Source organism: Yersinia enterocolitica (genome assembly GCA_002082245.2).
GTDB classification, from domain to species: domain Bacteria; phylum Pseudomonadota; class Gammaproteobacteria; order Enterobacterales; family Enterobacteriaceae; genus Yersinia; species Yersinia enterocolitica_E.
In genome coordinates this window covers 2,571,290-2,598,182 of sequence record NBTC02000002.1, presented here as the reverse complement: position 1 = coordinate 2,598,182, position 26,893 = coordinate 2,571,290, and the positions used below count along the sequence as shown (strand labels likewise).

Here is a 26,893-nt window from a genome sequence, read left to right as displayed (position 1 = left end):
TACCCGTCTTACTTGGTGTTGCAGCGTTGTTAGCCGCTCTCACTCACCCGAATCACTTACTTGAGTAAGTGATTCGGGATGTGCCCGTTTGCTGCCTAGCTGCAACACCAATTACTTAGGGTAATGCTTTTTCTACTTGACGTTGTTAAAACTGCTCAGCGCGCTTAAACACCAGTTCATTTTTTGCCGACAGCCCGATATCAAACTCATAGCCTTCCAGATTGAAATCAACCAGTTGTTCTGGTTTGGTTAACTTATTCTGGATGATAAAGCGGCTCATCAGGCCACGGGCTTTCTTGGCATAGAAACTGATGATTTTGTATTTACCGTTTTTCTCATCTAAAAATACCGGTTTAATCAGTGAACCTGCCAGGCTGGCCGGTTTAACAGCTTTAAAATATTCATCAGAAGCCAGATTAATCAGCACATTATCACCTTGCTGCGTCAATGCCTGATTCAGTTTTTCAGTTATCTGGTCACCCCAGAACGAATAGAGATCTTTGCCGTGGGGATTAGCCAACTTAATCCCCATCTCCAGGCGGTAAGGTTGCATTAAATCCAGCGGGCGTAACAGGCCGTACAAGCCAGAAAGCATACGCAAATGCTTTTGCGCAAAATCAAAATCGGCGGCGCTGAAATTCTGTGCTTGCATGCCGGTATAGACATCACCTTTAAAAGCCAAAATCGCCTGACGTGCATTGTCTGGGGTAAAATCAGGCTGCCAGTCGCTAAAGCGGGCAGCATTTAAACCGGCCAGCTTGTCGCTAATCCCCATCAGACTGCTGATTTGGGCTGGCGTCAGCTCACGACAAATCTCAATAAGCGCTTGTGACTTATCCAACATTTCAGGCTGAGTAAACTTCTTGGTCGCTAATGGACTTTGATAATCAAGGGTTTTAGCCGGAGAGATAATAATAAGCATAACGATATCCTGTTAATCCAGATGAGACACTGTAGCAAAAAGCGCACGTCAGCAAAAAAAAAGATTGGGCGATTGCTAAGATAGGTATCCCCATCGGACATGACGTTGTAGGGTTGTCAGCGATGATAGAGCTTGGCTAAATCGTCTCAGCACGATAAGAATGGACGAAATTGCTATTAACCAACCGGTTTCTGGCTGTTTTGCACGGCGAAAACGGTTGCTAAGCAAAAAGCGTGTCTTTGCGCTTTTTTTAATCAGTTTAACTGCCTTGCACCAAGGCTTACGCATGTTATTATCAAGACAAGGCAGTGCGTCCAGATAGCCACTATTGCGAAATGGCTAACATTTCGAAAGAGCAGAAAGCAGCTTGAGAAAACAGATTCTTGAGAACATGCGTTCTTTAGGAAATGAACAGTTTTGACATGCCAAAAGTTCATGCACAAACGACGAGAAACGACAACATGACCGATAAACTTACTTCCCTACGTCAAATTACCACAGTAGTAGCAGATACCGGGGATATCGCGGCAATGAAGCTGTACCAGCCGCAAGATGCAACCACTAACCCATCACTTATCCTGAATGCGGCTCAAATTCCTGAATATCGCAAACTGATCGATGAAGCCATTGCTTGGGCACGCGAGCAAAGCAGTGACCATGCTCAGCAGATTGTTGATGCCACTGACAAATTGGCTGTGAATATCGGTTTGGAAATTCTGAAACTGATCCCAGGGCGCATTTCTACCGAAGTTGATGCTCGTCTTTCCTATGACACCGTTGCCAGCGTGGCAAAAGCCAAGCGCCTGATTAAACTGTATAACGAAGCTGGCATCAGCAATGATCGTATTCTGATCAAACTGGCCTCGACCTGGCAGGGTATCCGTGCTGCGGAACAACTGGAAAAAGAAGGCATTAACTGTAACCTGACTCTGCTGTTCTCCTTCGCTCAGGCGCGTGCTTGTGCTGAAGCGGGTGTGTTCCTGATTTCACCGTTTGTTGGCCGTATTCTTGACTGGTACAAAGCCAATGGCGACAAAAAAGAGTTCGCGCCACACGAAGATCCAGGTGTCGTTTCAGTAACCGAGATTTATCAGTATTACAAAAAACACGGTTATAGCACTGTGGTGATGGGCGCAAGCTTCCGTAATCTGGGCGAAATCATTGAGCTGGCGGGTTGTGATCGCCTGACTATCGCACCTTCTCTGCTGAAAGAACTGGCAGAAAGCGAAGGCCCGATCGAGCGTAAACTCGCTTATACCGGTGACGTTCAGGCGAAGCCTGCACCACTGACTGAAGCTGAGTTCTACTGGCAGCATAATCAGGATCCAATGGCTATCGATAAACTGGCTGACGGTATCCGTAAGTTTGCTATCGACCAAGGCAAGCTTGAGAAAATGATCTCTGACCTGCTGTAATTCGAGTTGTGTGTCAGATAAAAGGTGGCGTAAGCCGCCTTTTTTATTGCCCGTTAACCAGGCAGGTTTGCGCGCCTACCCCCACGCTAATTACGTTGGATATGCTATTATTCGCCCTGGATAACAGGCATTTCGTCGAGGTAGTCGCATGAATACATTACGTATAGGTTTAGTCTCCGTCTCTGATCGGGCGTCGAGTGGGGTATATCAAGATAAAGGCATTCCGGCGCTGGAAGAGTGGCTGGCAAGTGCGTTAACCACCCCTTTTGAAATAGAAACTCGCCTTATCCCCGATGAGCAAACTCTGATTGAGCAGACATTGTGTGAGTTAGTCGATGAAATGGGCTGCCACTTGGTGCTGACCACTGGCGGTACCGGCCCGGCAAGACGTGATGTTACCCCTGATGCCACGCTGGCAATCGCGGATCGGCAGATGCCTGGTTTTGGCGAACAAATGCGCCAAATTAGCTTACATTTCGTTCCCACTGCTATTTTATCCCGTCAGGTAGGGGTTATCCGTAAGCAAGCATTGATTATCAACTTACCGGGGCAACCTAAATCTATCAAAGAAACCCTTGAAGGGGTTAAAGATGCTGAATCGAAAGTGGTCGTCCCCGGTATCTTTGCCAGTGTGCCTTATTGCATTCAACTACTGGACGGGCCTTATATAGAGACCAATGCTGAAGTGGTAGCGGCTTTTCGCCCGAAGAATGCCATTATCGATATAAAAAACTAAATTAAAATTTTTTACAACATAAGGCACCATTCTAACCGTGTGGGGAATTTTGTACGGTATAGTCCTATTAATTTTACAAAAAGCTGAAAATATTTTTCTTCCCCAACTCTGGTTTATTACGGTGTCATATGTCTCAAGAACACAATTCATCTCAAGTCGACTTATCGCAACCTCATGTTGCTCAAGAGCATAATCCTAACCGTCGATTGAATAAGCAAGATTATAAAACGCTCACTCTGGCTGCATTAGGGGGCGCTTTGGAATTTTATGACTTCATTATTTTCGTCTTCTTTGCTGCGGTTATCGGCGATCTTTTCTTCCCGGTAGATATGCCTGAGTGGCTGCGCCAGGTGCAGACATTCGGTATTTTTGCGGCCGGTTATCTGGCCCGCCCACTGGGCGGTATCATCATGGCGCATTTTGGCGACCTGGTTGGCCGTAAGAAAATGTTTACTCTCAGTATTCTGTTAATGGCTTTACCTACACTGGCGATCGGTATGTTGCCGACTTATGCTTCGATTGGTATCGCGGCCCCATTACTGCTGCTCTTGATGCGTGTGTTACAAGGTGCGGCAATTGGCGGTGAAGTCCCCGGAGCATGGGTTTTCGTGGCTGAACATGTACCGCGTCGGCGCATTGGGATTGCCTGCGGTACGTTAACGGCGGGCCTGACTGCGGGGATCTTGCTGGGGTCGCTGGTGGCTACTGCTATGAATACCGCCTTAAGTCATCAAGCCATCTTAGACGGTGGCTGGCGCGTGCCATTCTTCCTGGGGGGGATTTTTGGTCTGTTCGCGATGTATCTGCGCCGTTGGTTGCAAGAAACACCTATTTTTAAAGAGATGCAGGCACGTAAAACTTTAGCTGATGAGTTGCCACTGAAATCTGTCGTGGTTAACCATAAGAAAGAAGTGTTTGTTTCCATGCTGTTGACCTGGTTGCTCTCTGCCGGGATCGTGGTGGTTATCCTGATGACCCCGACGTATTTACAAAAGCAGTTCGGTGTACTGCCCGCGCTGGCATTGCAGGCCAATAGTTTGGCGATTGTCGCACTGGTGTGTGGCTGCGTGATTGCCGGGCTGGTCATTGACCGCTTTGGTGCCAGTAAAACCTTTATCGTTGGCAGCCTGATGTTGGCGGCATCGACATGGTCGTTCTACCACACTAATTTAACTGATCCAACTCAACTCATTACGCATTATATGATGGCTGGATTTTGTGTCGGCATTGTCGGTGCGGTACCTTATGTGATGGTCCGTGCATTCCCAGCAGAGGTCCGTTTTACCGGGATATCCTTCTCTTACAATGTGGCCTATGCCATTTTTGGTGGTCTGACACCGATTGTGGTGACCCTATTAATGAAAATGACACCGATGGCCCCGGCCTATTACATGCTGTTGTTATCGCTGGTAGGATTGTTGCTGGGGATTTATCTGCGTAATGATATTAATAGCGATGTGAAAGTGCATCTGCCAAAGAAGGTTTTGGTTGAGTAAGAGAGCGGGTAAATAGATCTCATCTTCAAAAATAGCCCATACAATTTATGGGCTATTTTTTGACCCATATAGTTTAAAATTCATTCTTAAAATTAAAGCCGACCTTCTGTTTGACGCGAGCAGAAGGTTGAGAAATGACTTCAGAGTACAATGTACGAGCACCCTGTTGTTGTAAATATCGGCTCAGTTCTCTGACTGCCGCTGTACCAGCACCTCTTACGGTTCCTTCTCGGCCGGGAAATAAGACATAGTCTGGCAGGGTTGCAGATGCGACCAGTTCAACTTCATCCAGGTTATTAAAACGGTCAGCAAGTACTATCGCGATAACTCTTCCCTGCAGTTTAACAATTACATATATTTCACTGGGGCGATGAAGAGTGAGCCTTCGATTGATAATACCCGTCACAATATTTCCTGCACGAAGCAGTTTTATGCGGGCATCATTCATTTCATCTGTAGCTGCATCTGCACTAGCAGCGAGGTCGGGGTAACTTCGGTCATACTGCTGCTCCCAGTGAGTAATGGTTTCTTTCAGCTTTTTCCGCATCGCTTGGGCATTACTCACTGCTACACCTGAAAGTTTTTCCTCCTCCTCGGGGGTTGGTGTTGGGAGCACTTCTATTTCGAATTCCAATTCAGTTTGCTCGACGGGTTCACCTTGTGAAATGATTATTGGAGTCGTCGGTCTAAAGACGAAAGTCTCTAATAACAACTCATAAATGCCTAATGGTAAGAGCTCCACCTGTGATGGTGATTCATTAGATGAAGAAACAGAACTGTAAGATATATAACTAAGCTGAGCATAATCAAAAGCGGTTTTAATATCGGCAAAGGCATTATTAGTGGTTCTATCGGTTATTTTTTCTGTTATAGCATGGATGAACCTATTTTCTACTGCTGCATGTTCGACGGTGACGCCGGTACTTCCTGTTCTTATTATTGAATCTACTATTTGGCCAAAAAATGCAGTATTCCAGGTTGCTAAGCTATTACCAAACAACAAGGTAAAGTCAGTCATAATTTCCAATGTCCAATCAATACAATGGGGCCTTATTTGACGTATTGGACGAGAGTTAAGTAACGAGTGGAACGAAACCATGCAGGCTTTGGCTACCGCTGGGAGACTGAGAGATTGTCTACGTTGGCTGTTATCCATATAAGTTAATGTCATGTAGTTATCGACATCATCAGGCATCTGTAACTCTTCTTCTTTGGCGGACTTTGGTTTTAGTGGGGGGCTGTTTCCGGCAATATGTAATGTTTTTCCTTTTGTATTATGGTTAAAAAAATCATCTGCACTGAATACAATGCTATTCAATTGTTGGCATTTACCTCGAACAATATAATTATAAATATTTAAAAAAGGAGTAAAAGCACAGAGTATTTTACTTGTTTGTACTAAATCTCTTTTTTCCCAATCTTTATCTCCTGTATCTGCGGTAAGTATGGTTTTTGCGATAACTAAAGGTTTATCTTTATTGTAGTTGGTTATTACTATCTCTGGAGTTGCACTAATGCCATTATCCCAATCAAATAAAATTATTGGGGATATATTTACTAAATTATTTCGCAATGTTTGAATATATTGTACTTGTACAATATCTTTTTTCATTTGTATAATGAAAGATAGGTTGTCGCTGCGTTTATAATATTCAAAATAAAACTTAGTGTTCATTTTTTTGTTGTAGAATTCAATTCTACTATTATTAATGTTAATGTTAGCGCCGTTAAATAGCGATAGAACATAATTATCACCTTCGCCTAAATTCATAGTATTAAAAACCAATAAAATTTGCTTATTCTTCAAGCGTTCATCATTCCAGTATTTTTTAAATACACTAGCGATTTTTATGGTATAACTATTTATAATGACACATTGTTGATCACAATTAAGGCCTTTTATTTCTGCTACCTTGATGCTAGTAATTGCATTACTCATTTCCAGTGCTTTTAAACTATTATCAGTAATGCTTTCTGTTAACTTAAAAAAAGGAGCATTGAAATTATCATTCTTGTAGATTGTTGCTATCATTCCTTGGGGTATGGTTATGGATTGAATACTATCATTATGAATAGGTAGTACTTCTCTGTCCGACTCAAGGATGTTTTCTGTATCGTGATAAAAATCTATTTGTTGATTGGATGCTAAACAAGTAGTGTCACCCTGAAACTGATCTTCTGTATAAAAACAGATTGCCGGTGCTATTTGATATGATTTTATTCTTTTATAAAACCCTGATGATTTTAGTTGCCGTAGATTAATATCATTCTTTAATGTTATTTTTTTACCAGAAAGATCAATATCATCATAAAGGGTTACAATCATGCCCAGCGGGACCGAAATTGATTCTATTTTATTATTGAATGCATCATTATAAGCAGACATTGATTCATTCTCTGCTGAGCAAAATGATTCCCCACTAAAATCTGCTAGCTCATAAAAACAGACTTTCCCCTCACTTGAATAGACTGATTCTGATATTATTAATATAGCGTTTATCAATAGTTTTGTGACTATTCTCATAGGCTAGCCCTTAAGTCTATTAACTTGAATGTTTCATGTTACTTACCTCATCTTGATGTTATATGATTTGTTTTTTCTTTACTCTATCTATTTTAATTCTTCTATTTAATTATTTTGTAATGCTAATTTTAATCAAGTAATCCATTTTTTTAGACGTAATAAGTAAACATAAAAAAGCCCCTGAAACATGAATGCTCCAGGGGGCTTTAAATCTAAATTTCCTAATTAAACTACATGTTGCGCTTGTAAAGTTGGGCTTGGTTCACCAATAGGCAATACGGTACGGCCATATTGTTCGTTCAATACTTCTGCCATTGCCAGGTAAATTGCACTTGCACCACAAATGATGCCTTCGAAACCGGCGAACACCAGCAGTGAATGGTTGCCGGTGAAGTTACCGACGGCCAGCAGCGCAAACAGCAGCGTCAGGCTACCGAAAACAAACTGCAAAGCACGGTTAGCGGGCAAAGTCCCGAAGAACATAAACAGTGTGAAGATGCCCCATAAACCTAAATAAACGCCGAGGAATTGTGCATCAGTTGCGTCAGCCATACCCATCTTAGGTAACATCAGCAAACCGACCAGGCTCAGCCAAAATGCGCCATAGGAGGTAAATGCAGTGGCCGCGAAAGTATTACCCTTCTTATATTCCAGCATACCCGCCAGAATTTGTGCCAGACCGCCGTAAAAAATCCCCATACTCAAAATAACAGAGGTCAGGGGGAAGAAACCTGCATTGTGTAGGTTGAGCAAGACGGTTGTCATCCCAAAACCCATCAGGCCTAACGGGCCAGGATTTGCCAACTTGGTGGTGTTCATAAGTCCTCTGCAATTAACAGAATGCTAAAAAATGGATAGTTATCCGAATAAGTATCAAACGCCTGAATGACCAAAAAGTCGTCGATTCCCTCAGTGCGCGCCGCATCATAATGATCCACGCGGTTGGAAACAATGATCTCGAGGGTGATAAAAAGTAATTTTTTTTCATCTCCCCCCTTGATGCTGCGTTTCGTGGCCCCATCTTATTCCCAACCGCAGGGACTAATCGTGGATCAGCGGACACATGCATCAGTAAAATATTGGGCATGAAAACATTGATTAACAAAATACGGGCAGTTGAAAACAAACAATCCGCCCACATATAGATTAGTAACTTGACCGAATATGACTTTTTAGTGGAGGCGTTTTAGATGGGTAAAATTATTGGTATCGACTTGGGTACTACCAACTCTTGTGTAGCAATTATGGATGGCACTAAAGCTCGTGTGCTGGAAAACAGCGAAGGCGACCGTACTACGCCTTCTATCATCGCTTATACCCAAGATGGTGAGATTCTGGTTGGTCAACCGGCTAAACGTCAGGCTATTACTAACCCACAAAACACACTGTTTGCCATCAAACGTTTGATTGGCCGTCGTTTCCAGGATGAAGAAGCGCAGCGTGATAAAGATATCATGCCGTACAAAATCGTGGCAGCCGACAATGGTGATGCTTGGGTTGAAGTAAAAGGCCAGAAAGTTGCACCACCACAGATTTCTGCTGAAGTTCTGAAGAAAATGAAGAAAACAGCGGAAGATTTTCTGGGTGAACCAGTAACTGAAGCGGTTATCACTGTACCGGCTTACTTCAACGATGCTCAGCGTCAGGCAACGAAAGATGCTGGCCGTATCGCCGGTCTGGAAGTAAAACGTATCATCAACGAACCAACCGCAGCGGCACTGGCCTACGGTTTGGACAAAGAAGTCGGCAACCGTACTATCGCGGTTTATGACCTCGGTGGTGGTACTTTCGATATCTCTATCATCGAAATCGACGAAGTTGACGGTGAAAAAACCTTCGAAGTTCTGGCAACCAATGGTGATACTCACTTGGGTGGTGAAGACTTTGATAGCCGTCTGATCAACTATCTGGTTGACGAATTCAAGAAAGACCAGGGTATGGATCTGCGTACCGATCCACTGGCAATGCAGCGCCTGAAAGAAGCCGCTGAAAAAGCAAAAATCGAGCTGTCTTCAGCTCAACAGACCGACGTTAACCTGCCGTATATCACGGCTGATGGCAGCGGTCCAAAACACATGAACATCAAAGTGACCCGCGCTAAATTGGAGTCACTGGTAGAAGATTTGGTTAATCGTTCTATTGAACCACTGAAAGTGGCTTTACAAGATGCTGGCCTGTCTGTTTCCGATATCCAGGACGTTATCTTGGTTGGTGGTCAGACTCGTATGCCAATGGTTCAGAAGAAAGTTGCTGATTTCTTCGGTAAAGAACCACGCAAAGACGTTAACCCAGATGAAGCTGTAGCCATTGGTGCGGCAGTGCAGGGTGGTGTTCTGTCTGGTGAAGTGAAAGACGTTCTGTTATTGGACGTTACCCCACTGTCACTGGGTATTGAAACCATGGGTGGTGTGATGACCCCACTTATCACTAAAAACACCACTATCCCAACTAAGCACAGCCAGGTGTTCTCTACTGCAGAAGACAACCAGTCTGCGGTAACCATCCATGTGCTTCAGGGGGAGCGTAAACGTGCTCAGGATAACAAGTCTCTGGGTCAGTTCAATTTGGACGGTATCCAGTCTGCTCCTCGCGGTATGGCGCAAATCGAAGTGACTTTCGATATCGACGCCGATGGTATTCTGCATGTGTCTGCTAAAGACAAGAATACCGGTCGTGAGCAGAAGATAACCATCAAGGCATCTTCTGGTTTGAACGAGGAAGAGATCCAGAAAATGGTACGTGATGCAGAAGCTAACGCAGAAGCAGACCGTAAGTTTGAAGAACTGGTTCAGACTCGCAACCAGGCTGACCATCTGATTCACGGCACCCGTAAACAGTTGGAAGAAGCCGGCGACAAACTGCCAGCAGAAGACAAAACTGCGATCGAAGATGCTTTGAAAGCGCTGGAAGCTGCTCTGAAAGGCGAAGACAAAGCTGAAATTGAAGCGAAAACTCAGGCTCTGGTGCAGGTTTCTGGCAAATTGCTAGAAATGGCTCAGCAGCAGCAAGCAGCCGCAGGCGGCGATGCTGGTGACACCAGTGCCAAGAAAGAAGACGACGTGGTAGACGCCGAATTCGAAGAAGTAAAAGACAAAAAATAATCGCCCTTAAGCGGGCACAGCAGTGGTAGGCCTTACTGTTGCTGGAAACCAGCACGGGCGTCGAGGAAACTCTACGCCCGTGCACGCATGTTAAGGGTAGGAAAAAAAGAGAATGGCGAAGAGAGATTATTACGAGGTTTTAGGCGTCAGTAAGGGCGCCGATGAACGTGAAATCAAAAAGGCCTATAAACGCCTGGCAGTAAAGTATCACCCGGACCGTAATCAGGACGAGAACGATACCGGTGAAAATTTTAAAGAAGTTAAAGAAGCTTACGAAATTCTGACTGACCCACAAAAACGTGCAGCATATGATCAATATGGTCATGCAGCCTTTGAACAAGGTGGCATGGGCGGCGGCGGTTTTGGTGGTGGCGGTGGTGCTGATTTTAGCGACATTTTTGGTGATGTTTTCGGTGATATCTTTGGTGGTGGCCGCCGTCAGCGTGCTTCCCGTGGTTCCGATCTACGCTACAACATGGATCTGACACTGGAAGAAGCCGTACGCGGCGTGACTAAAGAAATTCGCATCCCAACGCTGAATGAGTGTGATGTTTGCCACGGTAGTGGCGCTAAGCCGGGGAGTTCACCTGTCACTTGTTCGACTTGCCGTGGTGCAGGTCAGGTACATATGCGCCAAGGGTTCTTTACCGTCCAGCAGGCATGTCCTACTTGTCAGGGTAATGGTCAAATCATTAAAGATCCTTGCAACAAGTGCCATGGGCATGGCCGTGTTGAAAAATCCAAAACACTGTCGGTTAAGATCCCCGCCGGTGTTGATACCGGTGACCGCATTCGCTTAAGTGGCGAAGGTGAAGCGGGTGAACATGGCGCGCCAGCAGGTGATTTATATGTTCAGGTGCAAGTTAAAGCGCACCCAATCTTCGAACGTGAAGGCAATAACCTGTATTGTGAAGTGCCAATTAACTTTGCTATGGCAGCCTTAGGCGGCGAGATTGAAGTCCCAACGCTGGATGGCCGGGTTAAGCTGAAAGTCCCAGCAGAGACCCAAACCGGCAAGCTGTTCCGCATGCGTGGCAAGGGTGTTAAATCTGTGCGTGGCGGAAGTCAGGGTGACCTGTTATGTCGTGTTGTGGTTGAGACACCAGTCCATCTGAGCGAAAAACAGAAACAGCTACTGCGCGAACTGGAAGAGAGTTTCGTCGGTGCTGCGGGTGAGAAAAATAGTCCCCGATCTAAAAGCTTCTTAGATGGCGTTAAGAAATTCTTTGACGATTTGACTCGCTGACCAATGAGTTGTTAATCGGCTAAGAACGTGCAAGAAAACGAAAAATCCTCGATTAACGTCGGGGATTTTTTTCATCGCCAACTAAATATATATGTGAAGTAAATCATTAATAGCTCGGTTTTTTCGATCATTTGATGCCATAAAAACGACTTTTTTCGAGTTGAAGACTATCTTAAAATTGATGCATTGATTCGCCGAGCACAGGCTCACTGTCCGATGTAAGGAGTTATTCATTGTGACAAACATGATCCGTCAATTTTTACGCCAAGAGGCCGCAGGTGGGCTGATTCTAATTTTAGCTGCCACCGTCGCCTTATTTATGGCTAACAGCCCCCTATTTAGCATTTACCAATCATTTCTTGATGTACCGGTATCGGTAAAGATAGCCTCGCTGGATATCAGCAAGCCACTATTACTGTGGATTAATGACGGTTTAATGGCGATATTCTTCCTGATGATTGGGTTGGAGGTTAAGCGCGAACTGATGGAAGGTTCGTTAGCTGGCCGCGATAAAGCGGTTTTTCCGGCCATAGCAGCATTAGGTGGTATGCTGGCACCGGCTTTGATTTATCTATTATTTAACGGTGCTGATGAGGTTACCCGCCAGGGCTGGGCAATTCCTGCGGCTACTGATATCGCCTTTGCGTTAGGGGTGATGGCTCTGTTGGGAAATCGGGTTCCAACCAGTCTTAAAGTCTTTTTACTGGCACTGGCCATTATTGATGACTTGGGTGTCATCATCATTATTGCGTTGTTCTATACCCACGAGGTTTCACTGCAAGCCTTAGGCATAGCTGCTGCGGCTATTGCGCTACTGGCTTACATGAATTGGCGTGGGGTAGGGAAAACCTCTGCCTATCTACTGGTGGGATTGGTATTGTGGGTCTGCATCCTCAAATCAGGTGTGCATGCGACCTTAGCCGGGGTCATTGTCGGCTTTATGATACCGCTGCACACTAAAGATAAGCGTTCACCGTCAGAATCGCTCGAACATGGTTTGCACCCATGGGTTGCTTATTTGATCTTGCCACTGTTTGCGTTTGCCAATGCGGGGGTTTCACTGCAAGGCGTTTCACTCGCTGGATTGACATCGCTATTGCCTCTGGGGATTGCGAGCGGTCTGTTTATTGGTAAGCCACTGGGGATTTTCCTCTTTAGTTGGCTCGCGGTTAAGTTAGGGGTGGCTAAACTACCTGATGCGATAAACTTTAAGCAGATTTTTGCGGTGTCGGTGCTATGCGGTATCGGTTTTACTATGTCGATATTTATCGCGTCGCTGGCATTTGATGGCGCCGATCTCGCTTTGCTTACCTATTCTAAGTTGGGCATATTATTAGGCTCTACCACCGCAGCCATTGTGGGTTATAGCTTGTTGCGTATGGCCTTGCCAGCAACAAGAAAAATAACTCGCTGATTAATATTTGAATGACCAGTGCCGCTCATAAAGGTACTGGTGTTCTACCTGATGGATTTCTAGGCTTACCGTCAGAACAGGGAACGTTTAGTCGTGCATGAGGTTATATACACCCTAAATAATTCGAGTTGCAGGAAGCCGGCAAGTGAAAGGCAGATTGGTTGTAAACCATTTTGAACGCTGCCAATGCACATGCAACTTGAAGTAGGACGGGTATATCTGGCTCGCCGATATGTTAAGGGGATAACAACATGCGAATGTCACATATCAATTTCAATCATCTTTATTACTTTTGGCAGGTCTGTAAAGAAGGTTCAGTCGTCGGTGCAGCAGAAGCATTATTCCTGACGCCACAAACAATTACCGGGCAAATTAAAGCGTTGGAAGAGCGTCTGGGGGGGAAGTTATTTAAGCGACAAGGGCGAGGCTTGGTGCCATCAGAGTTGGGGCAGTTGGTCTTTCGTTATGCGGATAAAATGTTCATGCTTAGCCATGAAATGCTGGATATCGTTAATTATCGCAAAGAATCTAATCTACTTTTCGATGTTGGTGTTGCCGATGCATTATCCAAGCGTTTGGTGAGCCAGGTTCTGGAAACGGCTGTCGTTGAGAACGAAAAGATTCATCTGCGCTGTTTTGAATCGACCCACGAAATGCTGCTGGAGCAGTTGAGTCAGCACAAACTGGATATGATTCTGTCCGATTGTCCGGTTGACTCCAGCCAACAAGAAGGGTTGTTCTCTGTCAAACTGGGCGAATGCAGTGTGAGTTTTTATTGTCGTCAGCCCATCCCTGATTTACCTTTCCCTGCTTGTTTGCAGCAAAAGCGTTTGTTGATACCGGGCCGTCGTTCCATGCTTGGGCGCAAATTGCTGAACTGGATTAACAGTAAAGGGCTACAGGTAGAGATTTTGGGTGAGTTTGATGACGCGGCCCTGATGAATGCTTTCGCTATTTATAACAATGCTATTTTTGTTGCACCGACAATGTACGCTGCTGATACCTACGCTAAAGATGACCAGATAGTCGAAATTGGCCGCTTAGACAGTGTGCAGGAAGAATATTATGTGATTTTTGCCGAGCGTATGATCCAACATCCGGCAGTGCAGCGGGTATGTAACAAAGATTTTTCCGCGCTCTTTAGTGGCTAAATAGCCACGTTACCTTGCAAACTACAGCTGTGTTGATTGCACTCGTTGATAAATATGTCAGCTTATCGGGATTAATGAGTGCCACCCTAGGGGCTGACATAAATGCTGTTACATCGGGCTTATACCAATTTGTCATTTGATGGCTGACTTTCTGCGTTTTGAAGTCTATAGGCTATAAATGGGTCTTGCCGTGAATAGGCTAAATTATAAGCAATTCAAAAAATAGATATAAAAAAACCGGCCTGGGCCGGTCTTTTTACTAAGCAGTCGACGTAATGCAATTACTGCATTGCGTTGATTTGCGCGACTAAGTTAGACTTATGACGTGCTGCTTTGTTTTTGTGGATCAGACCTTTACAGGACTGACGATCCACGATTGGTTGCATTTCATTAAATGCTTTTTGCGCTGTGTCTTTATCGCCAGCTGCGATTGCCGCATACACCTTCTTAATGAAGGTACGCACCATTGAGCGACGGCTAGCGTTATGCTTGCGGCGTTTCTCAGACTGTACGGCGCGTTTCTTAGCTGATTTGATATTAGCCAAGGTCCAACTCCCAAATATATTCTATTGAGGACAATTCAAAGGCCAAGGAATATGCCCTTTCAGCCTTCGTTTGTCAATGGATTTGTGCAAATAAGCGCCGTTTGTACGGGCGGCACTTGCTACGTTGTGATGGAGCGGGATTTTACCAGCTTCGCGCTGCGGAATACAGTCTTTCGAAAGAAAAATCCACAGTTCACTGCCTTGAAGGGATTCGACGGTGGTTCTTGTAAAAATCTCAGCCTGCTTCTGTATTCAAACTCCGTGCGCATTCTACAGGATAAAGTCAGTAAAAGGGATTTTACCTGCACAATATTGGCAAAATGGTATGACTTTCGGTTAAAGGTGCCAATCGCGGGTTAACCTTAACGGCTGTACAAGGTATAATCCGGCGATTTCCACTGTTTTGAGCCAGCTATGGAGCTAATTCGCGGTATACATAATATCCGGGCACGCCACCATGGTTGCGTGCTAACTATCGGTAACTTTGATGGTGTCCATCGTGGACATCAGGCCTTATTGGAGCAGCTAAAGTGTGAAGGTCAGCGCTTGGGTTTGCCCGTAATGGTTATGATATTTGAACCGCAACCACTGGAATTGTTTGCAGCGGACAAAGCACCAGCAAGGCTAACGCGCCTGCGGGATAAAGCCAGATATCTGGCTGAGGCCGGCGTTGATTATCTGTTGTGCGTAAAATTTGATCCGCGTTTTGCGGCTAATACTGCGCAAGCTTTTGTTGCTCAGTTGCTGGTAGAGAAGTTGGGTGTTAAGTTTTTAACTGTTGGTGATGACTTCCGCTTTGGCGCAGAGCGTCAGGGGGATTTTCAACTGTTACAGCAAGCCGGTGCTGAATTTGGTTTCGATGTTATCAGCACAGATAGCTTTTGTGATGGTGGGTTACGCATTAGCAGCACCGCAATTCGTCAGGCACTTTATAATGACGATTTGGTGTTGGCTGAGGCGTTGCTTGGCCACCCCTATAGCATTTCCGGCCGAGTGGTTCATGGTGATGAACTGGGGCGTACGATTGGTTTCCCCACGGCGAATTTGCCATTAAAACGTTTAGTCGCTCCGGTGAAAGGAGTGTATGCGGTTGATGTGTATGGCTTGGGTCCAAAGCCATTACCCGGAGTTGCCAATATTGGTACCCGGCCTACCGTTGCTGGTGTTCGCCAGCAACTAGAGGTTCATCTGCTGGATGTAACTATGGATCTTTATGGGTGCCATATTGACGTGGTGCTCCGCGCGAAACTGCGCAACGAACAGCGTTTTGCTTCGCTCGATGCCCTGAAGCAGCAAATCGCCCATGATGTGGTGACGGCCCGAACATTTTTCGGGCTAAAGACACCGGTTTAATATTTCTAGCCGAAACGGAACCGAGAATCTAATGAGTGACTACAAGAATACCCTGAACTTGCCTGAAACAGGGTTCCCGATGCGCGGCGATCTGGCTAAGCGTGAACCTGACATGCTGAAACGTTGGTATGAGCAGGATCTGTACGGGATTATTCGTACGGCCAAGAAAGGTAAAAAAACCTTTATTTTGCACGACGGCCCTCCTTATGCGAACGGCAACATTCACATTGGTCACTCTGTTAACAAAATTCTCAAAGACATTATTGTTAAATCGAAAGGAATGGCGGGTTACGACTCCCCTTATATTCCAGGGTGGGACTGCCATGGTTTGCCGATCGAGTTAAAAGTTGAACAGTTAATTGGTAAGCCGGGCGAGAAAGTCAGTGCCGCAGAGTTCCGTGCTGCCTGCCGTAAATATGCTGCTGAACAGGTTGAAGGCCAGAAGAAAGACTTCATCCGCCTGGGAGTATTGGGCGATTGGGACCATCCTTATCTGACGATGGATTTCAAAACTGAAGCCAATATCATTCGTGCATTAAGCAAAATCATTGATAACGGCCACCTGCACAAAGGCGCGAAGCCAGTGCATTGGTGTACCGATTGCGGTTCGTCACTGGCTGAAGCAGAAGTTGAATATTACGATAAAACCTCACCTTCTATCGATGTGCGCTTTAATGCCGTCGATGTAGCGGCTGTTGCCGCCAAATTTAATGTTTCGGCGATTAACGGCCCGATTTCACTGGTTATCTGGACGACAACTCCGTGGACCTTGCCCGCTAACCGTGCGATTTCACTGAATGCTGAATACATTTACCAACTTGTCCAGGTCAATGGCGAATGCCTGATTCTGGCAGAAGAGCTGGTTGAAAGCGTCATGAAGCGCGCAGGGATTGCTGAATGGGCGGTATTGGGGAGCTGCAAAGGCTCTGATTTGGAACTGCTGCGTTTCAATCATCCGTTTATGGGCTTTGATGTGCCGGCAATTTTAGGTGATCACGTTACACTGGATGCCGGTACTGGTGCAGTTCACACAGCACCTGGTCACGGCCCGGATGACTTTGTTATCGGTCAGAAATACGGTTTAGAAGTTGCCAACCCGGTTGGTCCGAATGGCTGTTATTTGGCGGGGACGTATCCTACTCTGGACGGCATGTTCGTCTTTAAAGCCAACGATGTGATTGTTGAGCTGCTACGTGAAAAAGGCGCACTGCTGAAAGTTGAAAAACTGGTTCACAGCTACCCGTGCTGCTGGCGTCATAAAACACCTATTATCTTCCGTGCTACACCACAATGGTTTATCAGCATGGATCAGAAAGGCCTGCGTAAGCAGTCGCTGGAAGAGATTAAAGGCGTGCAATGGATCCCCGATTGGGGTCAGGCGCGTATCGAAACCATGGTGGCAAACCGCCCTGATTGGTGTATCTCGCGTCAGCGTACTTGGGGCGTGCCGATGTCCCTGTTTGTGCACAAAGAGACTGAAGCACTACATCCACGTAGCACTGAGCTGATGGAAGAAGTCGCCAAACGCGTTGAGCAAGACGGTATTCAGGCATGGTGGGATCTGGATCCTGCGGAAATCCTCGGTGCTGATGCCGCCGATTACACCAAAGTGCCAGACACCTTGGACGTATGGTTTGACTCCGGTTCAACTCATTCGTCGGTGGTTGACGTGCGTCCTGAATTTGGTGGTCATAGCCCGGATATGTACCTGGAGGGTTCTGATCAACACCGTGGCTGGTTTATGTCTTCACTGATGATAGCAACCGCGATGAAAGGCAAAGCGCCTTATCGCCAAGTGCTGACCCATGGTTTTACCGTTGATGGGCAAGGGCGCAAAATGTCCAAATCCATCGGTAACACGATCAGCCCGCAAGATGTGATGAACAAACTGGGTGGTGACATTCTGCGTCTGTGGGTGGCATCAACCGATTACACCGGTGAGATCGCGGTTTCTGACGAAATCCTGAAACGCTCTGCTGACTCTTATCGCCGTATCCGTAACACTGCGCGCTTCTTGCTGGCGAATCTAAATGGGTTTGATCCTGCGCTGCATCAGGTGAAACCGGAAGATATGGTAGTAGTGGACCGCTGGGCAGTCGGCCGTGCCCAGGCAGCTCAAGCTGAGATCATGGCAGCGTACGAAAGTTACGATTTCCACTTGGTGGTGCAGCGCTTGATGCAGTTCTGCTCGGTTGAAATGGGATCCTTCTATTTGGATATCATTAAAGACCGCCAGTACACCGCGAAAGGCGACAGTGTTGCCCGCCGCAGTTGCCAGACTGCGTTGTTCCATATCGCAGAAGCATTGGTGCGCTGGATGGCACCTATTATGTCCTTTACCGCAGATGAGATCTGGAACCAACTGCCAGGCAGTCGTCCACAGTATGTCTTCACCGAAGAGTGGTATGACGGTCTGTTCGGGTTGGCGGGTGATGAAAGTATGAACGATACTTTCTGGGCCGAGCTGTTAAAAGTCCGTGGCGAAGTCAACAAGGTGTTAGAGCAGGCCCGTAGTGATAAGCGTATCGGTGGTTCATTGGAGGCGGCAGTTACCTTGTTCGCCGAACCTGAACTGGCTGCGCGATTGAACAGTTTGCAAGATGAATTGCGTTTTGTGCTGTTGACCTCAGCTGCGAAAGTTGCCCCTTATGCTGATGCGGGTGATGATGCGCTGCAAAGTGAGTTGATTGCCGGGCTGAAAATCACCTTTAATAAGGCTGATGGTGAGAAGTGCCCGCGTTGCTGGCATTACACTCAAGATGTCGGTTTGGTAGCGGAACATGCTGAATTGTGCGGCCGCTGTGTCACTAACGTTGCCGGAGACGGCGAAGAGCGTAAGTTCGCCTAATGAGTAAACCTATTTGTTCGACCGGATTGCGCTGGTTATGGCTGGCGGTATTGGTGGTTATTTTGGATCTCAGCAGCAAACAGTGGGTCATGACCCACTTTGCCCTGTATGAGTCAGTGCCGGTGATCCCGTTTTTTAACCTGACCTACGCACAGAATTTTGGCGCAGCCTTTAGCTTCCTTGCCGATAAAAGTGGCTGGCAGCGTTGGTTCTTTGCGGGCATAGCTATCGGTATTTCAGTGGTATTAATGGTGCTGATGTATCGCTCTACTGCCAAACAACGCCTGCTCAATTGTGCTTATGCTCTGATTATTGGTGGGGCATTAGGTAACTTATTTGATCGCATGGTGCATGGTGCGGTGATCGATTTTATCGATTTCCACGTCAATAACTGGCATTTCCCAACCTTTAACATCGCCGATACCGCTATCTGTATCGGTGCTGCGTTGGTTATCTTTGAGGGTTTTTTAAGCCCTGCTGAAAAAACGGCCATGAATAAAGGTGAATGAGATGTCCGAGCGTGTACCAGCTAATCAAGTACAAGACCATTTTGTACAAGACCATGTTATACAAGATAAAAGCGCCGTATTGGTGCACTTCATTCTGAAACTGGAAGATGGTTCAACGGCGGAATCAACACATATTCACGGTAAACCTGCGCTGTTTCGTTTAGGTGATGACAGCCTTTCTGATGCACTTGAGCAGCAGTTAATTGGTTTGAAAGTAGGTGATAAGCATGCTTTCACTTTACAACCTGAAGATGCGTTTGGTTTGGAAAGCCCTGATTTGATTCAGTACTTCACCCAGCGTGACTTTGCTCAAACTGGCGTGCCAGATGCCGGTACTATTATGCTATTTACCTCCCGTGATGGCAGTGAAATGCCAGGTGTGGTGCGGGAAGTGGCGGAAGAGTCTATTACTGTTGATTTTAATCACCCGTTGGCAGGGCATTCCATTAGCTTTGAAATTGAAGTGTTGGAGATTGACCCGCAACAGGAGGCAATGCATGCAGATATTGCTGGCTAATCCACGCGGCTTTTGTGCCGGAGTTGATCGGGCTATCAGTATTGTTGAACGCGCGATCGAAATGTATGGCGCGCCAATTTATGTGCGCCATGAAGTGGTACACAACCGTTATGTGGTTGATAGCTTGCGTGAACGTGGTGCTATCTTTATCGAGGAGATTTCAGAAGTGCCAGATGGCTCTATTCTGATTTTCTCGGCCCATGGCGTGTCGCAGGCTGTGCGAGCAGAAGCTCGTGAGCGCAAGCTTACTATGCTGTTTGACGCAACCTGCCCATTGGTGACCAAAGTTCATATGGAAGTCGCACGTGCTAGCCGCAAGGGTAAAGAAGCCATCTTGATAGGCCACGCCGGTCACCCGGAAGTGGAGGGTACCATGGGGCAATACAGCAACCCGAAAGGGGGGATGTATCTGGTTGAATCACCTGATGATGTATGGGCTTTGCAGGTTAAAGATGAGAACAATCTGTGTTTTATGACACAGACGACCTTGTCGGTTGATGATACCTCTGCAATTATCGATGCCTTACTCCAGCGTTTCCCGAAGATTGTCGGTCCACGCAAAGATGATATCTGCTATGCCACGACCAACCGGCAAGAGGCGGTGCGCAATCTGGCTAATGATGCCGATGTGGTCTTAGTGGTTGGCTCGAAAAACTCCTCTAACTCTAATCGGTTGGCTGAGTTGGCACAGCGGATGGGTAAGCCTGCTTATCTCATTGATTCAGCGGCCGATATACAAGAGTTATGGTTACAGGGGGCTGCGTGTATCGGTGTTACCGCTGGCGCATCTGCTCCCGATATTCTGGTACAGCAAGTTATTGCGCGCTTGCAAGCTCTCGGTGCTGGTGGGTCTATCGAACTTAGTGGCCGTGAAGAGAGTATCGTCTTCGAAGTACCTAAAGAATTACGTGTCGATGTAAAACAGATCGACTGATTGATATCGTGCTTCAGCGTTAAAAAGCAGCCCTCAGTGGCTGCTTTTTTATGGGTGTATTTCACCATAACTGCATGAATATGCGAAATAACCGCATTATGCCAGATGAAGTGTTTCCGAGTATTTTACCCTAAATAATTCGAGTTGCAGGAAGGCGGCTTGTGGCGGCCTTAACGAGGCGAGGCCCAAGGGTGGGCCGAGTAACGAACGCAGTCAACGCACATGCAGCTTGAAGTATGACGGGTATGTAAGGAATTAAGTGGTTTCACTGATAAAAGCATGCGTATATCATTTTTTTCTAATACAGATTAAATAGGCTGGCAGAGTCCATAGCGGGCGGCTAATCTGAACCTTAGTCAGGGTAGATGACACAATATGAGAGGAAGTATGACTGATTCAACAATTCGTATCGCTGTTGTCGGCGCGGGTGGCCGTATGGGCCGACAACTTATCCAGGCAATTACTCACACTGAAGGTGTGGTGCTGGGGGCTGCTGTTGAACGTGTCGGATCCACATTAGTGGGGAGCGATGCCGGCGAACTGGCTGGAGCGGGGTTGTTAAACATCACAGTAAGTGATGATTTATCTGACGTAGTTGATCATTTTGATGTGTTGATCGATTTTACCCGGCCTGAAGGCACGCTGGAGCATTTAGCCATTTGTCGTCAATATGGTAAGGCGATGATAATTGGCACTACTGGCTTTGATGATGCAGGTAAAGAAGCCATCAGGGCTGCGGCAACGGACATTGCTATTGTGTTCGCTGCCAATTTCAGTGTTGGGGTTAATGTGGTGCTAAAGCTGCTAGAAAAGGCAGCGAAAGTGATGGGCGACTATACCGATATCGAAATAATCGAGGCACATCATCGGCATAAAGTTGATGCACCTTCAGGTACCGCGCTGGCGATGGGGGAGGCAATTGCTGACTCACTAGGGCGTTCACTGAAAGATTGCGCGGTTTATAGCCGTGAAGGTCATACCGGCGAACGCAAACCCGGCACTATCGGTTTCGCAACCGTGCGTGCTGGCGATATTGTTGGAGAGCATACGGCTATGTTTGCTGATATTGGCGAGCGCGTTGAGATCACACACAAAGCGACCAGCCGTATGACTTTTGCCAATGGTGCGGTTAAATCGGCTATTTGGGTGTCAATGCGGGATAATGGCTTGTTTGATATGCGTGATGTATTGAATTTGAATGAACTTTAAAGGTGTAAAGCACAGCCAGTGATGTGGTTGTTTTTATCATAATCGTTTGATAACAGGGCAATATTTTATTGTCCTTTTTTATTTTTTTTAATAAATAATTATTTCATCAATAATTATTGATATAACCTTTATTTATCTATGTTTTTGTCTATTTTTTTGTCTTTTAATCCCTTCCTTGGTCATTGGTTCTGATTTTTACTGCTCTGGAACGATATTTCTCAGTCACTACACCTCGCAACCGTTTACTATGTTAAGTTAGCATGTGTTTTTACCGCTATAATCCACTCATTTTAATGAGAACGGTAAAAAACAGAGAAAAAATGGCACTTTGGCTAGACAAAAGCGTCACTCATCATTAAAATGCGCCCAATTTGCCAAAAATTAGCTTTGAGGGCGGTTTTTGCATTGATTTAGATCGCTAGATATGAATTAATATGCAAATAATGTGACTGTTTATTCCTTGGAGGATGTTTTGATTAAGTCAGCGCTATTGGTTCTCGAAGACGGAACCCAATTTCACGGTCGGGCCATCGGGGCAGAGGGTACGGCAGTGGGGGAAGTGGTCTTCAATACGTCGATGACCGGTTATCAAGAAATCCTCACTGATCCTTCCTACTCCCGCCAGATCGTTACTCTTACTTATCCTCATATCGGCAATGTCGGCACTAATGCTTCCGACGAAGAATCCTCCGCAGTACACGCCCAAGGTCTTGTTATTCGCGACCTGCCTTTGATTGCCAGCAACTACCGTAATGAAGAAGGCTTAGCTGAGTATCTCAAGCGCCACAACATTGTTGCGATTGCTGATATCGATACGCGTAAGCTGACACGTTTGCTGCGTGAGAAAGGGGCACAAAACGGCTGCATTATTGTGGGTGACTTGTCTGATGCCACTTTAGCACTAGAAAAGGCGAAAGCATTCCCGGGCCTGAAGGGGATGGATCTGGCAAAAGAAGTGAGCACGAAAGAGCGTTATGACTGGTTGCAAGGTAGCTGGACTCTGGAAGGTGACTTACCTGCGGCAACGCCACCAGAAGATTTGCCATTCCATGTGGTGGCATACGACTACGGCGTGAAGCGCAATATTCTGCGCATGCTGGTGGATAGAGGCTGTCGCCTGACGGTAGTTCCGGCACAGACACCGGCAGAAGAGGTGCTGAAGCTGAACCCAGATGGCATTTTCTTATCCAACGGCCCAGGTGACCCAGAGCCATGTGATTATGCTATCGCGGCCATTAAGCGTTTTCTGGAAACCGACATTCCGGTGTTCGGCATCTGTTTAGGCCACCAATTACTGGCGCTGGCCAGTGGTGCAAAAACGGTAAAAATGAAGTTTGGTCACCACGGTGGCAACCATCCGGTGAAAGATTTAGATGCCGATTGCGTGATGATCACCGCACAGAACCACGGTTTTGCGGTAGATGAAACCACATTGCCATCCAACCTGCGAACGACACATGTTTCTTTATTCGATGGTTCTCTGCAAGGGATTCACCGCACTGATAAAGCCGCATTTAGCTTCCAGGGGCACCCAGAGGCCAGCCCAGGTCCGCATGATGCAGCGCCATTGTTTGATCACTTTATCGAACTGATTGAAGCTTACCGCGCAACAACTGCAAGCCGTAACAGTAGCCATACCAATAAATAATCAGGAGCCTCAAACCATGCCAAAACGTACAGATATAAAAAGCATCCTGATTCTGGGCGCTGGCCCAATCGTTATCGGCCAGGCCTGTGAGTTTGACTACTCAGGGGCTCAGGCTTGTAAGGCACTGCGTGAAGAAGGTTACCGTGTCATTCTGGTGAACTCCAATCCGGCAACCATCATGACTGACCCGGAAATGGCCGACGCCACTTATATCGAGCCAATCCACTGGGAAGTGGTACGCAAAATTATTGAAAAAGAGCGTCCAGATGCCGTTTTGCCCACTATGGGTGGCCAAACCGCACTGAACTGTGCGCTGGAGCTGGAACGCAAGGGCGTTCTGGCTGAGTTTGGTGTCACCATGATTGGTGCCACTGCCGATGCTATCGATAAAGCAGAAGACCGCCGTCGCTTTGATATCGCGATGAAGAAAATTGGTTTGGACACTGCACGTTCTGGTATCGCGCACAATATGGAAGAAGCACTGGCCGTAGCGGCTGATGTGGGCTTCCCTTGTATTATCCGCCCTTCCTTTACTATGGGCGGCACCGGCGGCGGTATCGCGTATAACCGTGAAGAGTTTGAAGAGATTTGTGAACGTGGGCTGGATTTATCGCCAACCAAAGAGCTGTTGATCGATGAGTCGCTGATTGGTTGGAAAGAGTATGAGATGGAAGTTGTGCGTGACAAAAACGACAACTGCATCATCGTCTGCTCCATCGAAAACTTCGATGCGATGGGTATCCACACCGGTGACTCGATCACCGTTGCTCCAGCTCAGACGCTGACTGATAAAGAATACCAAATCATGCGTAATGCCTCGATGGCAGTGCTGCGTGAAATCGGCGTAGAAACCGGTGGCTCCAACGTGCAGTTCTCGGTTAACCCGAAAAATGGCCGTTTGATTGTTATCGAAATGAACCCACGGGTATCCCGTTCTTCCGCTCTGGCCTCTAAAGCAACCGGCTTCCCGATTGCTAAAATTGCCGCCAAGCTGGCAGTAGGTTACACGCTGGATGAGTTGATGAATGATATCACTGGTGGTCGCACGCCGGCCTCCTTTGAGCCATCTATCGACTATGTTGTGACCAAAATCCCACGTTTTAACTTCGAAAAATTTGCCGGTGCGAATGACCGTCTGACCACACAGATGAAATCGGTTGGCGAAGTGATGGCAATTGGCCGCACCTTGCAGGAATCGCTGCAAAAAGCCTTGCGCGGTCTGGAAGTGGGCGCGACCGGTTTTGACCCGAAAGTGAGTTTGGATGACCCAGAAGCACTGACAAAAATTCGCCGCGAATTGAAAGAGGCCGGCTCTGATCGTATCTGGTATATCGCCGATGCTTTCCGTGCAGGCATGTCGGTTGATGGCGTTTTCAATCTGACTAACGTTGACCGCTGGTTCCTGGTGCAGATTGAAGAGTTGGTTCGTCTGGAAGAGAGCGTGGCAGAGTGCGGTATCAATGGCCTGAATGCTGATTTTATGCGCCAGTTGAAGCGCAAAGGCTTTGCCGATGCCCGTTTGGCAAAATTGGTCGGCGCGGCGGAAAGTGAAGTGCGTAAGCTGCGTTACAAGCAGGGTTTGCATCCGGTTTACAAGCGTGTAGATACCTGTGCGGCTGAATTCTCTACCGATACCGCCTACATGTACTCAACCTACGAGGAAGAGTGTGAATCCAACCCAACCAGTGATCGTCCGAAAGTGATGGTACTGGGCGGCGGCCCGAACCGTATCGGCCAGGGTATTGAATTCGACTACTGTTGTGTACATGCGTCACTGGCGCTGCGTGAAGACGGTTACGAGACCATCATGGTGAACTGTAACCCTGAAACGGTTTCGACCGACTACGATACCTCTGATCGCCTCTATTTCGAATCTGTCACCCTGGAAGATGTGTTGGAAATCGTGCGTATTGAGAAGCCGCAAGGCGTTATCGTACAGTACGGTGGTCAGACTCCATTGAAATTAGCACGTGAACTGGAAGCTGCCGGTGTTCCTGTTATCGGTACCAGCCCGGATGCTATCGACCGTGCAGAAGACCGTGAGCGTTTCCAACAGGCGGTAAATCGTCTGGGCTTGAAACAGCCCGCGAACGCGACGGTTGCTACTATCGAACAAGCCGTAGAGAAAGCCACGGGTCTGGGTTATCCGCTAGTGGTCCGCCCATCGTATGTCTTGGGTGGTCGCGCGATGGAAATCGTTTATGACGAAGTTGACTTGCGCCGCTACTTCCAAAATGCAGTGAGTGTCTCCAACGATGCACCCGTGCTGTTGGATCGTTTCCTCGATGACGCTGTTGAAGTGGATGTTGATGCCATTTGCGACGGTGAGCGCGTGTTGATCGGTGGCATTATGGAGCACATTGAGCAAGCAGGGGTGCACTCCGGTGACTCAGCCTGTTCATTGCCCGCTTACACCCTGAGTAAAGAAATTCAGGATGTGATGCGCCAACAAGTTGAAAAACTGGCGTTTGAACTCTGCGTGCGCGGTTTAATGAATGTGCAGTTTGCCGTAAAGAATAACGAAGTTTATCTGATTGAAGTTAACCCTCGAGCAGCCCGTACCGTACCATTTGTGTCTAAAGCCACCGGTATGCCACTGGCAAAAATCGCCGCACGCGTGATGGTGGGGCAGTCATTGGCAGAGCAGGGTATTCTGGAAGAAATTATCCCGCCTTATTACTCGGTAAAAGAAGTGGTATTGCCGTTTAACAAGTTCCCAGGTGTGGATCCGATTTTAGGACCAGAAATGCGTTCTACCGGTGAAGTGATGGGGGTCGGCCGGACCTTCGCTGAAGCTTTCTCTAAAGCCATGCTGGGCAGTCAATCTGGTATGAAAAAGAGTGGCCGCGCATTGTTATCGGTTCGTGAGGGAGATAAACACCGGGTGGTTGACTTGGCTGCCAAGTTGCTCAAACAGGGCTTTGAATTGGATGCAACCCACGGTACTGCGGTGGTTCTAGGCGAGGCAGGGATAAATCCACGCTTAGTCAACAAGGTACATGAAGGCCGTCCACACATTCAGGACCGTATCAAGAATGGCGAATATACTTATATTGTGAATACAACGGCAGGGCGTCAGGCGATTGAAGATTCTAAACTGATCCGCCGTAGTGCTTTGCAATATAAAGTGCATTACGACACCACCTTGAATGGTGGCTTCGCAACCGCAATGGCTTTGAATGCGGACCCTACCGAGCAAGTGATTTCAGTACAAGAAATGCATGCCAAGATTAAGAATATGAAAGCTTAATTTGGGCGCTAAGAAAGGGGGCGATGGAAACATCGCCCTTTTTTATGCTTACTATTTATAAAATCGCGCTTTTTA

General features: G+C 46.9%; 19 protein-coding genes and 1 pseudogene. 16 read left to right on the top strand and 4 right to left on the bottom strand.

Translation table 11 applies throughout. The features are described 5' to 3' along the window. Positions 1–145: 145 nt before the first annotated feature. Positions 146–922: a peroxide stress protein YaaA gene (locus A6J66_013310; protein PNM25078.1), complete on the bottom strand. Its 777-nt coding sequence runs from the start codon at positions 920–922 to the stop codon at positions 146–148. A 461-nt stretch (positions 923–1,383) separates the two neighbouring features. On the opposite strand from A6J66_013310, the gene tal reads away from it, so the two are divergent. The 3 genes from tal to A6J66_013295 all read left to right on the top strand — a co-directional run bounded on the left by tal (position 1,384) and on the right by A6J66_013295 (position 4,569). Further along, positions 1,384–2,337 (top strand): transaldolase, encoded by a 954-nt coding sequence (gene tal, locus A6J66_013305; GenBank protein ID PNM25077.1) that lies wholly within the window; start codon positions 1,384–1,386, stop codon positions 2,335–2,337. Between the two features lie 148 nt (positions 2,338–2,485). Further along, complete coding sequence (locus tag A6J66_013300; GenBank protein ID PNM25076.1) at positions 2,486–3,073, top strand: molybdopterin adenylyltransferase; 588 nt, start codon at positions 2,486–2,488, stop codon at positions 3,071–3,073. 128 nt (positions 3,074–3,201) lie between these two features. Further along, a complete protein-coding gene (locus A6J66_013295; protein ID PNM25075.1) occupies positions 3,202–4,569 on the top strand; it encodes an MFS transporter in 1,368 nt (455 codons plus the stop codon). Positions 4,570–4,642: 73 nt separating this feature from the next. Here A6J66_013295 and A6J66_013290 read toward each other — a convergent pair whose 3' ends face one another. Further along, the gene (locus tag A6J66_013290) at positions 4,643–7,093 is read right to left on the bottom strand and encodes a hypothetical protein (protein ID PNM25074.1); all 2,451 of its coding nucleotides are present in this window, start codon (positions 7,091–7,093) and stop codon (positions 4,643–4,645) included. A 225-nt stretch (positions 7,094–7,318) separates the two neighbouring features. Continuing rightward, on the bottom strand, positions 7,319–7,912 hold the full coding sequence (locus tag A6J66_013285; GenBank protein ID PNM25073.1) for a hypothetical protein: 594 nt from the start codon (positions 7,910–7,912) through the stop codon (positions 7,319–7,321). 371 nt (positions 7,913–8,283) lie between these two features. On the opposite strand from A6J66_013285, the gene A6J66_013280 reads away from it, so the two are divergent. The 4 genes from A6J66_013280 (at position 8,284) to A6J66_013265 (ending at position 14,005) form a co-directional block, all read left to right on the top strand. After that, on the top strand, positions 8,284–10,194 hold the full coding sequence (locus A6J66_013280) for a molecular chaperone DnaK (protein ID PNM25072.1): 1,911 nt from the start codon (positions 8,284–8,286) through the stop codon (positions 10,192–10,194). 112 nt (positions 10,195–10,306) lie between these two features. Next, on the top strand, positions 10,307–11,440 hold the full coding sequence (gene dnaJ, locus A6J66_013275) for a molecular chaperone DnaJ (protein ID PNM25071.1): 1,134 nt from the start codon (positions 10,307–10,309) through the stop codon (positions 11,438–11,440). 235 nt (positions 11,441–11,675) lie between these two features. Next, positions 11,676–12,854, top strand: coding sequence for a Na+/H+ antiporter NhaA (nhaA, locus tag A6J66_013270; GenBank protein ID PNM25070.1), 1,179 nt, complete (start codon positions 11,676–11,678; stop codon positions 12,852–12,854). 251 nt (positions 12,855–13,105) lie between these two features. Beyond that, positions 13,106–14,005 carry a transcriptional activator NhaR gene (locus A6J66_013265; protein PNM25069.1) on the top strand — a complete coding sequence of 300 codons (900 nt, stop codon included), beginning with the start codon at positions 13,106–13,108 and terminating at the stop codon, positions 14,003–14,005. Between the two features lie 281 nt (positions 14,006–14,286). Here the strand turns inward: A6J66_013265 and A6J66_013260 are convergent, their stop codons facing one another. Further along, positions 14,287–14,550, bottom strand: coding sequence for a 30S ribosomal protein S20 (locus A6J66_013260; protein PNM25068.1), 264 nt, complete (start codon positions 14,548–14,550; stop codon positions 14,287–14,289). Positions 14,551–14,601: 51 nt separating this feature from the next. Between A6J66_013260 and A6J66_013255 the strand changes: the two are divergent. The 9 genes and pseudogenes from A6J66_013255 to carB all read left to right on the top strand — a co-directional run bounded on the left by A6J66_013255 (position 14,602) and on the right by carB (position 26,818). Further along, a pseudogene (locus A6J66_013255) lies at positions 14,602–14,890 on the top strand (hypothetical protein). Positions 14,891–14,964: 74 nt separating this feature from the next. Then, positions 14,965–15,903 carry a bifunctional riboflavin kinase/FAD synthetase gene (locus A6J66_013250; GenBank protein PNM25067.1) on the top strand — a complete coding sequence of 313 codons (939 nt, stop codon included), beginning with the start codon at positions 14,965–14,967 and terminating at the stop codon, positions 15,901–15,903. 31 nt (positions 15,904–15,934) lie between these two features. After that, positions 15,935–18,751: an isoleucine--tRNA ligase gene (locus tag A6J66_013245; protein PNM25066.1), complete on the top strand. Its 2,817-nt coding sequence runs from the start codon at positions 15,935–15,937 to the stop codon at positions 18,749–18,751. After that, the gene (lspA, locus tag A6J66_013240) at positions 18,751–19,260 is read left to right on the top strand and encodes a lipoprotein signal peptidase (GenBank protein ID PNM25065.1); all 510 of its coding nucleotides are present in this window, start codon (positions 18,751–18,753) and stop codon (positions 19,258–19,260) included. The genes A6J66_013245 and lspA overlap by 1 nt, the downstream gene beginning before the upstream one ends. Before the next feature lie 58 nt (positions 19,261–19,318). Further along, positions 19,319–19,777 (top strand): peptidylprolyl isomerase, encoded by a 459-nt coding sequence (locus tag A6J66_013235; protein PNM27006.1) that lies wholly within the window; start codon positions 19,319–19,321, stop codon positions 19,775–19,777. Next, positions 19,758–20,711, top strand: a complete 954-nt coding sequence (locus A6J66_013230) for a 4-hydroxy-3-methylbut-2-enyl diphosphate reductase (protein ID PNM25064.1) — start codon at positions 19,758–19,760, stop codon at positions 20,709–20,711. Before A6J66_013235 ends, A6J66_013230 begins: the two co-directional genes overlap by 20 nt. A 387-nt stretch (positions 20,712–21,098) precedes the next feature. Further along, positions 21,099–21,920 (top strand): 4-hydroxy-tetrahydrodipicolinate reductase, encoded by an 822-nt coding sequence (locus tag A6J66_013225; protein PNM25063.1) that lies wholly within the window; start codon positions 21,099–21,101, stop codon positions 21,918–21,920. A 472-nt stretch (positions 21,921–22,392) separates the two neighbouring features. Continuing rightward, positions 22,393–23,568 (top strand): carbamoyl-phosphate synthase small subunit, encoded by a 1,176-nt coding sequence (locus A6J66_013220; protein ID PNM25062.1) that lies wholly within the window; start codon positions 22,393–22,395, stop codon positions 23,566–23,568. A 16-nt stretch (positions 23,569–23,584) separates the two neighbouring features. After that, complete coding sequence (gene carB, locus A6J66_013215; protein PNM25061.1) at positions 23,585–26,818, top strand: carbamoyl-phosphate synthase large subunit; 3,234 nt, start codon at positions 23,585–23,587, stop codon at positions 26,816–26,818. Positions 26,819–26,893 lie beyond the last annotated feature (75 nt).